At 40.9% G+C, this 15715-nt stretch carries 15 protein-coding genes; 8 read left to right on the plus strand and 7 right to left on the minus strand.

The features are described from left to right. Window positions 1–117: 117 nt before the first annotated feature. Window positions 118–3372: a PAS domain S-box protein gene (locus QC759_RS03720; protein ID WP_052659987.1), complete on the minus strand. Its 3255-nt coding sequence runs from the start codon at window positions 3370–3372 to the stop codon at window positions 118–120. A 223-nt stretch (window positions 3373–3595) separates the two neighbouring features. Here QC759_RS03720 and QC759_RS03725 point away from each other — a divergent pair, with 223 nt between their 5' ends. Together QC759_RS03725 and QC759_RS03730 are read left to right on the plus strand one after the other, a co-directional pair. Beyond that, complete coding sequence (locus tag QC759_RS03725; protein WP_048073219.1) at window positions 3596–4054, plus strand: hypothetical protein; 459 nt, start codon at window positions 3596–3598, stop codon at window positions 4052–4054. A gap of 132 nt (window positions 4055–4186) precedes the next feature. Beyond that, window positions 4187–4867 (plus strand): hypothetical protein, encoded by a 681-nt coding sequence (locus QC759_RS03730; protein ID WP_048073218.1) that lies wholly within the window; start codon window positions 4187–4189, stop codon window positions 4865–4867. A gap of 173 nt (window positions 4868–5040) precedes the next feature. Here QC759_RS03730 and QC759_RS03735 read toward each other — a convergent pair whose 3' ends face one another. Then, complete coding sequence (locus QC759_RS03735; RefSeq protein WP_048073217.1) at window positions 5041–6408, minus strand: MFS transporter; 1368 nt, start codon at window positions 6406–6408, stop codon at window positions 5041–5043. Window positions 6409–6768: 360 nt separating this feature from the next. Between QC759_RS03735 and QC759_RS03740 the strand changes: the two genes are divergently transcribed. Then, window positions 6769–7053 (plus strand): hypothetical protein, encoded by a 285-nt coding sequence (locus QC759_RS03740; protein ID WP_048073216.1) that lies wholly within the window; start codon window positions 6769–6771, stop codon window positions 7051–7053. Window positions 7054–7164: 111 nt separating this feature from the next. On the opposite strand, the gene QC759_RS03745 is transcribed toward QC759_RS03740, so the two are convergent. After that, window positions 7165–8892, minus strand: a complete 1728-nt coding sequence (locus tag QC759_RS03745; RefSeq protein WP_279845103.1) for a sensor histidine kinase — start codon at window positions 8890–8892, stop codon at window positions 7165–7167. Between the two features lie 169 nt (window positions 8893–9061). On the opposite strand from QC759_RS03745, the gene QC759_RS03750 reads away from it, so the two are divergent. Both QC759_RS03750 and QC759_RS03755 read left to right on the plus strand, forming a co-directional pair. Further along, the gene (locus QC759_RS03750) at window positions 9062–9244 is read left to right on the plus strand and encodes a hypothetical protein (protein WP_171824064.1); all 183 of its coding nucleotides are present in this window, start codon (window positions 9062–9064) and stop codon (window positions 9242–9244) included. A 152-nt stretch (window positions 9245–9396) separates the two neighbouring features. Further along, window positions 9397–10098 (plus strand): zinc ribbon domain-containing protein, encoded by a 702-nt coding sequence (locus QC759_RS03755; RefSeq protein WP_052399976.1) that lies wholly within the window; start codon window positions 9397–9399, stop codon window positions 10096–10098. A gap of 94 nt (window positions 10099–10192) precedes the next feature. On the opposite strand, the gene QC759_RS03760 is transcribed toward QC759_RS03755, so the two are convergent. Then, window positions 10193–11506: an ADP-ribosylglycohydrolase family protein gene (locus QC759_RS03760; RefSeq protein WP_279845104.1), complete on the minus strand. Its 1314-nt coding sequence runs from the start codon at window positions 11504–11506 to the stop codon at window positions 10193–10195. A 122-nt stretch (window positions 11507–11628) separates the two neighbouring features. Between QC759_RS03760 and QC759_RS03765 the strand changes: the two genes are divergently transcribed. Together QC759_RS03765 and QC759_RS03770 are read left to right on the plus strand one after the other, a co-directional pair. Beyond that, window positions 11629–11862 (plus strand): InlB B-repeat-containing protein, encoded by a 234-nt coding sequence (locus tag QC759_RS03765; protein WP_048073215.1) that lies wholly within the window; start codon window positions 11629–11631, stop codon window positions 11860–11862. 284 nt (window positions 11863–12146) lie between these two features. Beyond that, window positions 12147–12386 (plus strand): hypothetical protein, encoded by a 240-nt coding sequence (locus tag QC759_RS03770; RefSeq protein WP_048073214.1) that lies wholly within the window; start codon window positions 12147–12149, stop codon window positions 12384–12386. A 135-nt stretch (window positions 12387–12521) separates the two neighbouring features. Here the strand turns inward: QC759_RS03770 and QC759_RS03775 are convergent, their stop codons facing one another. Beyond that, window positions 12522–13010, minus strand: coding sequence for a HEPN domain-containing protein (locus QC759_RS03775; protein ID WP_048073213.1), 489 nt, complete (start codon window positions 13008–13010; stop codon window positions 12522–12524). A 354-nt stretch (window positions 13011–13364) separates the two neighbouring features. Here QC759_RS03775 and QC759_RS03780 point away from each other — a divergent pair, with 354 nt between their 5' ends. Beyond that, window positions 13365–13907, plus strand: coding sequence for a PsbP-related protein (locus QC759_RS03780; protein ID WP_048073212.1), 543 nt, complete (start codon window positions 13365–13367; stop codon window positions 13905–13907). Window positions 13908–14052: 145 nt separating this feature from the next. Here QC759_RS03780 and QC759_RS03785 read toward each other — a convergent pair whose 3' ends face one another. Further along, the gene (locus QC759_RS03785) at window positions 14053–14481 is read right to left on the minus strand and encodes a hypothetical protein (RefSeq protein WP_144405535.1); all 429 of its coding nucleotides are present in this window, start codon (window positions 14479–14481) and stop codon (window positions 14053–14055) included. 361 nt (window positions 14482–14842) lie between these two features. Further along, window positions 14843–15637: a peptidoglycan-binding domain-containing protein gene (locus QC759_RS03790; protein WP_048073210.1), complete on the minus strand. Its 795-nt coding sequence runs from the start codon at window positions 15635–15637 to the stop codon at window positions 14843–14845. Between the last annotated feature and the right edge of the window lie 78 nt (window positions 15638–15715).

Consider the following 15715-nt stretch of genomic DNA (forward strand, 5'->3'; position numbering starts at 1 on the left):
CACATGATTAAAAAGCCATTATTATCCTCATTTTTAACCAGTTATACTCATTTAACCGGTTAACTCTTTATCCAGTTATCCTGTAATACCTATTAAACCAGTTAACTCTTTACTGGTTTATATCCTTTTTTTATAGTGTAATTCCTGGAAAGAAATAGTAAAAGATGTCCCCTTACTGCGGTCAAGTGTTATTTGACCATCCAGTTGTCTAACCAGATTATTAACCAGTTGTAAGCCCAGTGAATCAGTATTTTCATAATCAAGGTTTTCAGGAAGGCCTATGCCATTATCGGCAATAACCATTTCCAGGTGGTCATTCCTGGTTTTGAGCCTGATCTGCAGTGTGCCCTGGTTATCGGGAAAGGCGTATTTGACACTGTTGGTTACCAGTTCGTTTATGATCAAGCCGCAGGGAATAGCCGTGTCTATGCCAATGTGAATATCTTCCACATCTATTTCAGTTTCAATGGTTCCTTTCCGGACTCCGTATGAGTAGAATATGTCGTTTATCAGTTTTTCGGCGTAGTCTTTAAAGTCAATTTTGGTGAAGGTGGGGGATTGGTAAAGCTTCTCATGCACCATGGCCATACTTTTAACCCTTCCCTGGCTCTCTTTTAGGATATTTGTCTCCTGCTCGCCATCCACATGTCGTATCTGCAGGTTCAGGAGACTGGATATTATCTGCATGTTGTTTTTAACCCGATGGTGAATTTCCCGGAGTAAGACTTCCTTATCCTGGAGGGATTGTTTGATCTCCTGTTCCGCCCTTTTATTTTGAATGGCCAGGGCACAGAAAACAGCTAACCTACTAATATCATCCAGATCATCACGGTTATAACCTTCCGGAGCATTGGCCACACTGATCTGTCCCACCAGTTCCTCAGCCAGAACCACCGGCACTGACAGCAAACTGTCCACGGTAAAGTGTCCTTCTGGAACCGATACAAGGGGAAGGTGTTCATGAGGAGTGTTAGTATAAAAAGGCTTTATAGTATGGAGTATATGGTCCCAGAGCTCATTATAACTATCATCACGGGCCAAATGTAAAGCTAAATCCTTTCCATTTAAAAACTGAGAGCCAATAAGTGTCATTTTAGTGTTATCATTAGGTGTATCGAGTATAGAAACAAAACCCTGTGGACTGTTGGTTAATTTTTGGGCTTCATTCAGTATGGTGCGGCCTACGTCTTCCATGGTGGATACAGGTGAAATTATGGGGGCGTATATATTGGCCAGTGCCCGGTTGATTTCCAGTTCCCTCCGGATCTTCCGCCGGGATTGTTTCATCTCATTGATATCCCTTATGGCCTCAATAGCACCCACGAAGTTACCCTTACTATCGTACAGGGGCACGGCCTTGGCCCAGACTGCCCTGGTTTCTCCCCTTAATAGGGCCTCAGTTTCGGCAGTCAGTACTTCTCCTCGGCGCTGGGGTATCTGGTAGTGTTCACGGATCTCTTTATCCTCGGCTTTTACCATGTCCACCAGTATCGGGCGGCGCAGGCCATAGAAGGGTATTGAGTATTCATAATTTCCCTTTCCCAATATTTCATCAGCCCGGACACCAGTCATTTCTTCTATGGCCCGGTTCCAGGAGATCACCCGCCCCATTTTGTCAATGACAAAGGTGGCATCGGGTAAAAAATCGATGATGTCTGCCAGGCGCCTATCAGATTCCTTTAAAGCTTTTTCAGCCATTTTAAGTTCGGTTATATCCTGATTAACCCCACGGGTCCCGATTTTACGCCCATCTTTATCCATTACCACCCTTATACGGACGATAATGTATCTTTCTTCTCCATCGCGCCGGATGATGGTGTGCTGAGCTGTGCTGGAGAATTGGGGATCATCAGTTTCCAGGGCACGGCCCACTTCCTGGGCCACTATGGACTGGTGTTTGGAGGGAATAAAACGTTGCGAGTACTCCTGAGGAGTCATCTGGTAACCACCTTCCTGTTCCGCAGTGGTACCGTAAAGTGCGTAGAACTGGTCATCGAAGGTAAAGAGGTCGCTTTCAATATCATATTCCCAGTAAGCCAGACTGGCCATGTCCATCCCCATCTTAAGACGTTCCTGGCTCCATTGGAGTTCTTCTTCCGCCTTTATCTTACTGGTTAAGTCACGGATAATAGAGGTGAAATAAAATTTTTCTCCTGATTTCCAGGAGGATAAAGACATTTCAAAAGGGAACTCCGTACCATCCTTTTTTAAACCTGTGGTTACCACTGTTTTACCCACTAATCGATGATAGCCACTATTTTTAAACCTTTCCAGTTCCTTTAAATAAGTATCTTTATAGCGATCTGGCATTAAAGTGGTCAGGGGTTTTCCAATGAGTTCGGCTCGATGGTAACCGAAGATTTTCTCCAGACTGTGGTTAAAGAACTGGATGTTACCTTCCAGGTTGGTGGTGACTATTCCATCCACTGCTGACTCGGCTACAACACGGAATCGTTCTTCACTTCTTTGAAGGGTTATTTCCGCCTTTTTACGACTTATAACTTCTATAATAGTAACAGACAGGGTTTCCATGGCCTTTTGATCATTGAGGGTGTAACCAGATTCTTTATTGGCTATGGCAATCATTCCCACAGTTTTACTTCCCTGTTTAAGGGGTACTCCCATAAAGGAAGTTATCTTAGGGTGTCCGGGTGGTTCACCCCTTTGATCAGGATCCAAAGTGGGATCATTTACCATAACTGTTTTTCCAGTTTTAATGGGTCTGCTCCAGTAACTTTGCAACTCCATATCCAACACTGCATTTTCAGCCTGGGTTTTGGGCATGATACAGTTGTTCCAGCCAGAATCACTGATGGCAATGGTGTTGAAACGACCCTCTGGATTTACTTCACCAATGAAGCCAAAGGCACTATGAGTGAACTCACTAGCAACATCCAGGCATATCCTGGCCACTTCATGAACTGAACTGCAGTTCAAAGCCTCTTTTAGTACTCGGTTCATGGCTGTGGTTAGGGATATCTGCCAGGATGTTTCCCGGTCCTTTTCCTTCTGGAAGAGAGTATGTTCAATGGAAAATTTGAGTTCATCCGGGTCACTGGATTTGACGATACTGACCGGAGGTTCAATAATCATGGCCCTTTCAATGGCCGACTCCTCGGCACGGGCTGTTAAAAATAGGATAGGAATGTTTAAATTTTTAATTTTAGAGGCAAGTTCAAAGGCATCAACATTCCCCTTAAGCATGATATCTATCAAAATAAGATCGGGCATTATCTCTAGTATTTTACTTAAAGCCTCCTCACCGCTGGAGGCAACGAATGGAACATGGTAGTTAAATGACTTTAAACTCCGTTTAATATCCATGGCATCGGTTTTTTCGTCATTTACCAAGACAATTTTAATTTCTGACACAGTACTCAGTGAATGTATACGTTAGTAATACCTATTAATTTTTTCTATTTTATTACCACTCTTAATTAACGCTAAATATAGGATAACGCTTTATATCACCCACTCCGGTTACGTTGGAGAGTATTTTTTAAGAATTAATATAAATCAAAAAAAACAGGTATAAATCAAAAGATTTAGAGATTATAATAACGTGATAAACAAAAAAATAGAGAAGTAATTCACCATGAAAAATAGAGAAAAATCACCAGTAGTCCCCTATCTTGATAAACGCCTTATATTTAGGCTGCGGATCTACACGTTGGTAATGATCTTCATGTTACTGGTTATAAGTGGAGAAGTGCTTAGTGGTACCTTCAGTGTGGCCTGGGCCCTGGGAGGTATACTGATTGGTCTGGGTGTGGGGACATTGGCCACTCGCATGTACCGCCTGAGCTGGGATGAAGATACCAGCCATGTTATCAGCAGAATTGACTGGATTGGGGGGATAATTCTAATTTGTTACCTTACCTTTGTCTTCACCAGGACATACTACCTGTCCTACTGGGTACAGGGAGCTCCGTTAATGGGAATTATCTTCAGCATAACCGCCGGTACCATGCTGGGTCGGGTGCTTGGCACCAGAAGAGGTATAAATAAGGTCCTGAAGACCTGGCATATACTTATAAAGGGTACTCCTACCTAGTGATCTTGACCATCTAGTAATTTTTACCTAAGAAAAATATCTTACCGGTGATGATCTAAGATTTTTTTAAAGTCTCTTAACATAGATAATAGAAGTGTAAATTGAAGGGAAGTGTAATTGGAGGTTCTATCAATGTTGGATTTTGGATTAACTGACTTAGTCCCGGAAGAGTACAATACCCGATTATGGTCAGAACTGGTTGATGGAGACGAAATAACTGGGAAAATCCTTATTGGAGAATTAGAACGGAGTATAATTGGTGAAAGGGAGTTTGCCCAGTTTTACATGGTGATATCCAACTCCCGTGACCGGTCCAAATGGGTCTGCAAATTCAGTAGTCCCTACTCTCCAGAAACTGACACCGTCCACATTGCCGTGGGCAGTGCCCTTTACACCTTCCTGGATAGCCTGCACCATGTGGTGAATAGAACTCCCTTAAACTGGAAAGAAAATTATTACCTTCATTTTCCTCAGTTTCAAAAAACAGTTAACCAGTCCCTTGACACGGTAACGGTTAAAACTGTGCCCCCAGTTAACGATGATGAAGGACTGGTTAACCTGGTGGTCACCAGTGCAGTTATTAAACCTGAAACTACCTCCAGTGCACCGGCCACCATTTATAGTCTGGCAGAGAATGATCCTACCATTCTTCAGGCTTACTCCAGTCTGCGCAATAAAGGGGACCGAATAACCATTAAAAATATTTCTTTTCAACTTAAGAGCTTCTTTGATGATGGTGATATTTCCGAAGTTGACTATGAGAATGCATTAAGTGCCTTGAAAAGGTTAAAACCCTCGGTTGATTATCTGTGAAGCACTTTCCGGATATCTATTCCCTTATCCTGTTAAGTTGGCGGAAAAATTATTTCTAAACTAATATTTCTTAACTAATTTTTTTTAAAACATAAAAATAATCAAATTGAAGATAATTAAACTAAATCTATTCTAAACACTATTATTTTTGAAATAAATAGTCTAAGCTAAATCTACATTGCAGTTTCAATCTGTTCCTTCCTGCTTTTAAGCCCAACAGCTAGTATAGCCATTACAATAGCCACTAAGCCAATAAAAAGGTAAGCATACTGGTATCCCATGAGTTGGCCATTGTAGGACCCGATGAAGGCCCCCACCAGAGCTCCGCCCACCAGCTGTCCTGCACTGGTTATGATGTTCAGTAGGGCCTGGCCTGATGCCCTTTCCCGGGGAGGTGTCTCCACCAGCATGATGTAACGGGGTGGAGAGCCAATGGTGGTGCTCATTCCCACACCAATGAGTACACCGGCCAGGATTAGCAGGTAGAAATCCCTGGCAAAGATTCCAGCCATTAACAGTCCGCTGGCCATAATCAGGGATCCGATGAGCATTATATTACGGGAACCAAATTTGTCCAGGAGCTTCCCTACAACCGGAGCCCCGACGGCCATGGTAAGGACCACGGGGATTAACATTAAACTGGCCCCAGTAGATGAAAAGGCCAGGGCCACAATAATAAAGGCTGGGATGAAAACTGTGGCCGCTTGAACCAGGCCGGTGCCCACCATTATACTGTTCACCAGTTTAACTTCCCTGCTTTTAAAAAGATCTACCTGAATAAGTGGATCCTGGGCCTTTTTTTCAATTTTCCAGAGAATAGGAAGGAGAGCTACTGCTAAAAGCAGGTAGGGGAAGACATCTACCGATAGCAGGCTGGTGAGGAAGGTGTCGGTGTTGATCTGGTTGATTCCGTAGGCCAAGAAAGTCACCAGCAGGCCCAGTACCAGCACCCCCCACCAGTCAAAGGTGACGTTATTGTTTCGCTCACCACCAGGGAGGATTTTGAGACTCAACACTATTACCGTGATGGTTATTGGCAGGTTGATGATAAACAGCCATTGCCAGCCGTACTGGAGTAGCACTCCTCCCAGTATAGGTCCCATAACACTGGACCAGCCCCATACTGAGCTCAGGATTCCCAGGGCACCTCCCCTTTTTTCCGGGGGAAATATGTCCCCGATGAAGGCGTTAGCCACAGGAAATATTCCACCAGCACCCAGTCCCTGTATGGCTCTACCAAAGAGGAGCATTTCAAATGAGAATGAAGTTATGGTCAACAGGGACCCAATGGTGAATAGAAGGATATCTAATAGGTAAATGGCCTTTCTACCATATATATCAGATAATTTAGCCATTACCGGTGTTCCCAGCATAAAAAAGAGAATGTAAATGGTAAAAACCCAGGAAAGCATCCGGTCGTTCACTGTAAAGTAAGTCTGGATACTGGGGAGTGCTGGTCCCACTATACTTATATCCAGGGAACCCATGAATACACCTACAAAGAGGAGAATAAGAATGCGGTTCTGTCGGTGGTTTACCATACAGTGAATTATTAAAGTTCCCGGTTTAAAAAAGTTTTTTTCTATTCCCGTGAATCCTAAATAACAATTGATCCCTAAATTAATAGGGGGACCCTGTAGGGGAAACTGGACTGGGCATCCCCTTTATACACCAGTCAAGGGGATGGTATAAACCAAGGTTTTATTATTGATGGTGACCATAATAAAATACAAGAAAGTTAATTTTTCATTTCCCCGAGCATGTTGTTTACTGATTTAAATTGTTTAAATATGTTTTAATTGAGGATTTGAATTTTTAAATTGGTTTCACTTAACAAGCTTAACCAACTACCCGATTGGTTGACTATAAAGATATTTCTTTTAAATATGGAGGATAAAAATATGAATGAACATCTCATTGAATCTCAAATACATACCATACCCTACAGAATGACTTTACAGCCCCAGCTTCTTGCTAAAGAGCAACAAAATATTTTAAAGGAATACATCATGCCCCTCTTAAAAAAACAGGGAATTGAGTTAAAGGATGTGGGGGAATCTTTCCACAGCCTTCTAAGTCCATTAAGACTGGAAAGAATTAAAGAAAAACGGCCATTTTATCTGGTTCTTAAGGGGAATAACCACAGTAAAAGGGCAGTTACTGTGCTGATAAATCCCAGTAAATAATGAAAACTGGGACTATTCTAAACAATATCCTTTTAAGACGTTTTTTTAACCAAATCCTATTTTATTAGACCAATTAATTTAATTTTATAATATTAACGAGTCCCCGGAAGTTTAAAATCTTTTCTGGTAAGTTAACTCGGCAAAGGTGATTCGGTACAATGTGCCCTCGCTTTCCAGAATTTCCAGTGAGGCATCCAGTTGTTTGATGAGGGATTTTACCAGATTAAAGCCCAGTTTCTTACTGCTTTCCAGTACTGATTTTTCCAGTGGCCCTATTCCATTATCACCCACCATCAAAACGTATTTATCCTTTATTTTATGGAATTTCACAATTATTTTACCATTCCTGCCCTGAGGGAAAGCATGCTTCAATGAGTTGGATACCAGTTCATTTATAATGAGACCACAGGGCACCGAGGTCTCAATATTCAACTCCACATTCTCAATATCCAGTTCAAGGTCAATGTGGCCCAGATCCTGAGAATAATCATATATTAATCTATTGATAAGTGTTTTAAGGTAATCTCTGAAGTTTATGGAGTTAAATTTATCAGATTGGTACAGTTTTTCGTGGATCATAGCCATGCTTCGTACCCGGTTTTGGCTTTCCACAAATAGTTCATGATCCCGGGGATCCCTCACATTATCGGACTGCAGGCTCAATAAGCTGGAGATGACCTGTAGATTGTTATTCACCCGGTGATGGATTTCCCTTAAAAGTGCTTCCTTTTCTTCCAGAGATTTTTTAATATATTCTGCAGATTTTTTCTGTTCAGTGATGTCCCTGCCACTGTATATAAATCCTCTAAATCCATTTTCATCAACAACTGGTTTTCCCGTTGTTTCAATCCATATATATTTCCCTTCTGCAGTTTTTAACCTGCTCTCCACCCTCAAACCTTCGGTGGCATTGATTGATTTTTTAATGGTCTGGCGTACTTTTTCCTGGTCATCAGGATGTATCAGTTCATACAAGGAGTGGCCCACCAGTTCCTGAGGATGGTAGCCGAGGAGTTGTTGGGTAGAGGGACTGACATATTTCAAAACACCATTGGCATCTGATTCACTGATGATATCCAGCATGTTAGAGGTTATAAAGTCCAGCTGTTCTTTTCTTTTGGATATAACTTCTTTATTTCTTTTAAGGGTAATTTGAGCCCGCTTTAAGTCATTTAAAAAGATGACCTGCCTCAGTATTACCAGAACCACGATGATCCCCACACCCCAGATCAATGCAGCATCCGGAGTGGTTATTATTAAAAGACTGTAGGTGAAAAGAACCAGGACCAAAGGTAAATATGAAATCCAATCATTATAAGGACTTAAAGCACTGTAAAATGACAATTTATTCTTTATATCCATTTCAACCTTATTGATATAGGACAAAACTGCCAGGGCAATTAGAATGATGGTTAAAGTGTAGAAGGTATTGGCCAGCCACAGATAAAGCAGATTAGGGACCACTACCTGGTAGGCAAAGACCATGTCCCCCACTACCTGGGAGAATATGCCTAAGGATACTAAAAAGAGCGATATAGTACTGATCTTTTTCTTTTCACTGAAGAGCACTACCTGTGTAACCAGTAGTAAGAGAAGATCCAGAAACAGGTAGGATAGGGAAAATATCATGGACGGTGTATCCGGCTGGCTGGGTTCAATCACTGGCCAGATAAGGGGGAACCATATAATGAACATTACCGAAACCGAAACAATAATCGAGTCTAAAAAGGATTTTAACTTTAATCTATAGGGTTTTTCCATGAGGGTCAGTATTCCCAACATCAAAAGGGGGTAGGCAACAATGTACAGAGTATCGACCAGGGAAGGTAAAGATATCAATCCCAGGTAATCCCTTAATAAAAAATAAAGAAAATTTGCCATAAAATATAGGAATAAACCTGCAGTTACTAGCATCCACGTTTTTAAAACTTTTTCATTATTTTTATAAGTCCACCAGGTAGCATAAACCATTAAAGCCAGAAGTAAAAAACTGGCGATAGGGATTACGATGGTAATATACAGAGGGGTTAGGACCGTATTCCGTAAGGAGAAGGTGAACAAGGTAAATACTAAGAAAGTAACCATTAGCAGCAATGCCCACGATCTGAACTTGGTAAATGTTTTAGCAGAATGCATCATCACACCTATTCATAGAAACATCAAATCATATCCTGATAATTATCTGTTTTAATTTATTAATCAAGTTTTATAAAATTTATTACCCCTATGAAAAATCTTATTCAAAAACAATAAAATCCAACACTACCAATGAAGGCGGATAATCTTTTATAGGTAATGCCTCCAATTTTATAACAAAAGAGATATTTAGAGGGGGTTTAATAGATGGAAAATTCAAGAGATGTTTGCAGTGCATGTAACGCTCGGATAGAGCCTGGATCAAAATTCTGTACCGAATGTGGTAAACCTGTTGAAGAATCCCTGCCGGAAGGCATGAGTGATGTGGAAAGTGGAAATGAAAAGGTTGAGGATAAGGTAACACTGCAATCCACAGTGAAATGTCCCCAGTGTAACACAGAACTATCCTCCGAAGATAAGTTCTGTATTGAGTGTGGTGCCCTAATAGAAACGTCCACAAATTGCCCGCAATGCAACGCTCCCCTAGAACCCGGGGCCCGGTTCTGTACCGAATGTGGCACGGTTATCGAAGCTACAGATGAGGAAGCATCACCCACCACGGTTAAAACCGGTAATGTTCATACCACCATTCCCTCAACTTCTAATAGTTCAACCACTACCTCACGCACCAGAGAAGATCCTATGGATGATCTTAGAGAAACAGGCAAGGATTTAATGCAGGATGTGGAAAAAACTGGAAAGGGACTTATGAAAGATCTGGGTAGTTTCTTGGGTAAATCATCTAAAACTGATTCTAGAAAAAAGATCAAACCAGCTAAAAAGGACCAGCATTTCCTGGTATGTAATAAATGTGGTGGTTACTATGAACTTAAGGAAGGTGAGTCACCAGATGACTTTGATCTTGAATGTGACTGCGGTGGACATCTGGAACACCAGGACCATGTATAATTTCTAAATTTTTTCAAGATTTTTTAGATATTTTAGGAAGTTTTTCCTGCCATGAAGAGTTATCCTTTAAGATTACTCTTCTTTTTTGTTGAGATTACATTTGATGAGCCAGTAATCCCTTGATTTTTTCATGGATCATTTCTTTGCAGGCCAGTTTTTCAATCCATTCACTGGGAATGCCACTTTTTCCATAAAATGCTCCGGCCAGTTGTCCGTAGATAGCTCCGGTGGTATCGGCATCTTCACCTAGATTAACTGCCAGGAGACAACCTTCCCGGAATGATTCAGATTGATGAAAGGCCCATAATGCTGCTTCCAATGATTTAACCACATAGCCTCTACCCCTTATTTCCGGGGGTTCTTTTTCCTGGTAGGAACCACTGGCTACTTCATCTATTTCTTCGGCCAGGGGATGTTCATCCCAGTATCCCGGTACAATTGAAAAATGTGGTGATAGTAACTCTTCCTTGGAGAACCCAATCAGGGCACCGTTAATTAAAGATCCCATGTAACGGCAAGCATCCACCGCCAGGATATGATTATGGGTGGTTCGTGAGCTTTGACCGGATAATTCAATGGTTTTACCGGGTTGGGTGAAGTAAAATAGGGGCACTGGAGCCAGGCGCATTAATGAACCGTTTCCCGCAGAAAGTTCATGGTCTAGTCCAGGATAGGGTTCACCAGTTTCCTGGAATATGCGGAGAGCTTCACGGGTGGTGTTTCCAATATCAAAGCAGTGCCCGTTAACACTCAGATATCCCTCCTGGAACCAGCGCAGATAGCGTTGTAGCTGGTCAACCGGATCAAAATCTCCCTTCTCAATTAAACTCTCTGCCAGGCAAAGGGCCATACTGGTGTCATCAGTCCACATCCCTGGACTCAGATTGTGGGTTCCCCCACCAGTCATACCATTTACTGGCTGAAAGCTACCAGGATTCTTAAACTCAAGGGGTGCACCCATAGAATCTGCAATAGCCAATCCAAGTAAAGCACCATAAAATCCATCAATGATTTTTGATCGGATCTTCTCCAGACGCAACAGGAGTTTTAGTACAATACCCTTATCAACCATTTCACCCATCAAACCCTCGGTGAAACGTTCTGCCCGGACCATTGTGAATAAAAGGTTCATAACTGTTGTGAGGTTGGCATTTTCCAGTTGAAGAGGATCTTCAAGGTAGTTAGATGCCTCACTGGACCACTGGACCCAATCAAAATGGAACATGTTCTGCTGATTGATGAGGGTTATCAGGTCTACTATTTCTGGAGAATAGACATAGTAGGGGAACTGGGGAGCCTCATCCACCAATTCATAAAAACTACTGTCCTTACTTTTAAGGTAGGGTAAAAAATCCAGGAATAGATCGATATCCCGGATACCTGGTATCTGTACTTGTTTTGAATCCACTATCACCACTTCTAAATAATTTATAATTTTATAGTTTGCCCTAGGGGAAACCCATAGTTAGAGGGAAAAATTTATGCATTATAATTCTATAATGATTATTATTAAATTATAGGGGGTGTGGTGTGACCTGTCAAGTGAGGATTCATGCGGGGGATAATGGAAGTGTCAGTCCCCAGGGAGAGTTTGAGGTGGAACAGTCCAGTCATGTTTATATTCTTGCTGAACCTGAACCAGGATACCATGTTGAGATGTGGTACATAAATGGTAATCAGCTCTACGGTGGCACTAAACAGTTCAGGGTTACGGCTATTAACAATGAGTTAGAGATTAGGGTCACCTTTTCCCGGACCCAATAATGGGCCAGGACCCAATACTTCAGGATGCAATCTATTTTGGATTCAACAGTGTTAGATTGGATAATCCTTTCTTTTCTATTATTTTCCCCTGATTTGATTCGCCATACTTATAAGTGGGTATCCCCCCTGCCTAATATTTTAGGAAAAAATAAAATAATCATTAAGATATATTGATAAACAACTTAATTGATAAACTTAATTTGATAAAGAACTTAATTCAATTAACAACTTCCAGGAACCATTGATTAACTGCATTTATTCAATAATTATAGAGTTATAGATGCATGGAATTTGTTAAATCTAAAGGTGTCATACCCATGTCCTCTGATTATCTGAAAAAAGACAAAGAAAGAGTGGAAAATAAGTTCAAAGAACTCAAATCCAAGGGTGAAATCGAGGCCATTGAAAAGAGGCTAGAATCCCTGGAGGATGCGGATTCTTCCATTAATAGAATTTGGGCGGAAATATACCGTGATGTCCTAGACTTAAAAAAGAAGGAAGAAGAACATGAAGATAAGGACTGATCAGTCTTATATTCCCAATCAGTACTTTCAAAATACTGTTTTTCCCAAATTTGTATATTACTAATTTTTGATTATAATTATTCCTGATTCAACTGGAGCTACATATTCCAAAACGTTTATTATTCAATAATAATCCTAACCACCATACTCGTTTTCTCTGATGGAATTTTTTATAACTGAGCGAGGTAGTCTGGCTGTTTTATCCAGTAAATTTTTTATGCAGTTAATGAATTCGTGCCCAAAGTCAATGGCCTGCTTTAAATCATCCGGGTTCCGGGTGGTTTGGAAATGATGCTGATCTTCGTAGTTAAGGTTGAATATTACCGTAAGTACGTCTAGACATTTCAGGCTGAGATTGCCTTCGGCACAGTATTTTTCCAGGTAATTCACCAAGTAGAGGGGATCCTCCACTTCCACTCCGTCCCGTAATGTAACGGATCTAGCAGCGTGCAGAACAGCAAAATAGGTTGAAACACGTGAAGAACGATAAAATCCTACTTTAAAAGTTTCTTCAGCTTCTTTTAACCATATTTTGGCTTCTTTAAGAGATAAAGCACTTTTTAAAGGAGAGGCTTCCACCTTCCGGAGATGGCCTTCGTAATATAATTCATCAATTTTGTCCACGTAAATCACCTTGCTAAGCTAATCTAACCACTAAATTTAATCATCATAAAACTTATGATACGATTATAGATAAATTATTGTTCATCAATTATAATATATTGATCGTCTAGTATTACTTGTCATCTGGTATAAATGTTTGATTATCGTCCATAATCTATATATTCCCCGCCAGTTTGAACCGAATATCGGCTTTTTTTAATAAAACCAGTGAATCGTTGGTTGATAAATTTTAAACCCTTCCCAAATCAGGCAGGGGCATCTTTTTATTGGGTGTTAATCATATAATGCCATTGGTATATTTATTGAAGTGTTCTATAATTTGAAGTGTTTCTATAATAATTGAGGTGTTTCTAATTGAATAAGAAATTCATAAATAAAAAATTCATGGTAGTAGCCGCAGTTATCCTGGTCATAATCCTGGCCATGGTTTACTTTACCATAGCCTCTGGAACTCATTACACCAGTAAAGACAGTAAAGGAAATGAAATTTCTTTTAATTATCCCAGTGGCTGGGTTTTCCAGGAACGTACCGCGGGTGAACTGATTCAAGGGGAAAAAAACAGTACGGATAATTCCACTTACCGTTCAGTAGTTACCATCACCCGGACCCTGGCCAATGGAACCTCCCTGGACCAGGTAAAAAGTAACGACATCTACCTTAAAACCGGCACGGTCATCAATGAAACCAACCGTAGTGTGGATGGCGTTCAGGCCACGGTGATTGATATTGATGAAATGGCTGGCCCGGAAAGGGGTAAACTCGGTGAAGTGAAACTGGTACTGCTCAGTAAGGATGACTACATCTACACCATAACCTTTGTAACGGGAGGAACACTAGAAAAGATGAAGGGAGATATTGACCATATATTAAACAGTTTCCAGACCGGTAAAAGCTAAAAATCCTTTATTTTATCAAAAAAAATCTTTTTTTATATTTTTCTTAAATAATAACCGGTTATATTTAAAATAAAATAAATGAGGCTTTTAATATTCAGGGGATGTAAGAAAATAATTTTAATTTACAGATTTCTTAGCACATCCCTTAACTCGATATTTTCTTGATAACCAGGGAGTCAGCCACGGTCTGGTAGGCATCACGATAGTTTTTAGCATCAAAATTCAATATCATGGTTTTCACATCGGTGTAATCGGATGTGAGGAAAACATAACTGCAGACCTGGAGACCATCTTCGATTTTAACCCCAGATTTGTCAGCAATACTGATGCTCTTTCTTTTGGTGAAAGATGACATATCAGTTCGGTTACTCTTACAGTAAAATACCTCTCCCACCAGGTTTTCAATGGTGGTGTTGGAGTTTGCATAGAATTCTAATCTTAAATGGGTGCTGTTGGAATTGTCCACTACGAATAATCCTGAAGGGTACTGGAATTTCACCCATTCATTCTCAAAGTTTCCCCCCGTGCTGGTATTGTTGGTAGCCGTACTCTCCGGGATATTGATATATCCCACAAAGGCCACCACACACACCGTAATGGCCACTAACAGAATTGATTGGTATTTTTTCGTTAAAATCCCCTCGTGTAAAGTAAAATATTAAGTTATCATAAAGTTAAATTTGAATTCATTAAGGATTGTTTGGATATTAAGGAAGTTTAGGTTTAAATTTATATCTTTCTTTTGTTTTGAAAATTTTATCTTTTACCGGATTTATTTAAAATTCTATTGTTTTAGTCCCCTAAAAAGGATTTCTCGATAATGATTGCAGAGAGGTACTATTTTTTTTTAAAAAAAATGGGAGTCAACAGTTACTGGCCAGAGAAAGTTGCTGGCCGGACAACTGTTGCACAATCATAGATTGATTTATCGCTTTTTATCCGCCTGCTATTACTGCTCCGGACGAGCTGCCACCAGTGGCATAGTATCTCTGGGCATAACCATTACCACGGTAATCATAGTCAACCCAGCTGTTACCATTCCAGACCTGAACTGAACGATGATTTGATGAGTAACGGTTAGCATACTGAACAATACGTGCTCTGGTTCCTGAAGAGGTCAGCGAACTGTACAGTGATGCACTGTTAGCCCAGCAATCACCAGTACCCTTACCATTATACCAGCTGCTACTGTAATACTTGCTGTAACTGCGGACAGCATTGGCATATGATTTTTTAGGAGAGTAGGTTGATTTATCTGAGTTAGAGGTAGAACTGTAATCACTTTCACCGGCAGCGGCCTGGACTTCTGCCAGGTATTTATCCCAGCTGGCCATGGCCTTACGAGTGTCATTACCCACAACACCGTCAACAATTAAACCGGCTTCTTCCTGGAAATTCCGAACAGCAGTTTCGGTGTCTTCACCGAAAATACCATCGATATCCCCAGAATAGTAACCGTAATCAGTTAACCATTGTTGTAGTTCTTTGACCTTATCACCGGTAGTTCCCAGTCTCAATGAACCATCAGTGGAGTTGTTGGTTCCCAGGATCTTACTAGTGGAATTTGCACCAAATGGATTACTACTCTGGAGAACATTCTGAGTGTCCTGAATCTCCTGGTCACTCACTCCAATCTGCAAACCATTGGCCGCGTTATTATCGCCCGCATTATTGTCCGGGTCGCTCACAGCACCAGATATTGGTACTGCAGCAGCGACCATGAACACCATGCATAGCACTGCATAGATAGAGTTTTGCTTTACTCCCTTAATTATACCGCCTCCGTGCCCATAAATACGTATTTATGG

Source organism: Methanobacterium formicicum (assembly GCF_029848115.1).
GTDB lineage: Archaea > Methanobacteriota > Methanobacteria > Methanobacteriales > Methanobacteriaceae > Methanobacterium > Methanobacterium formicicum.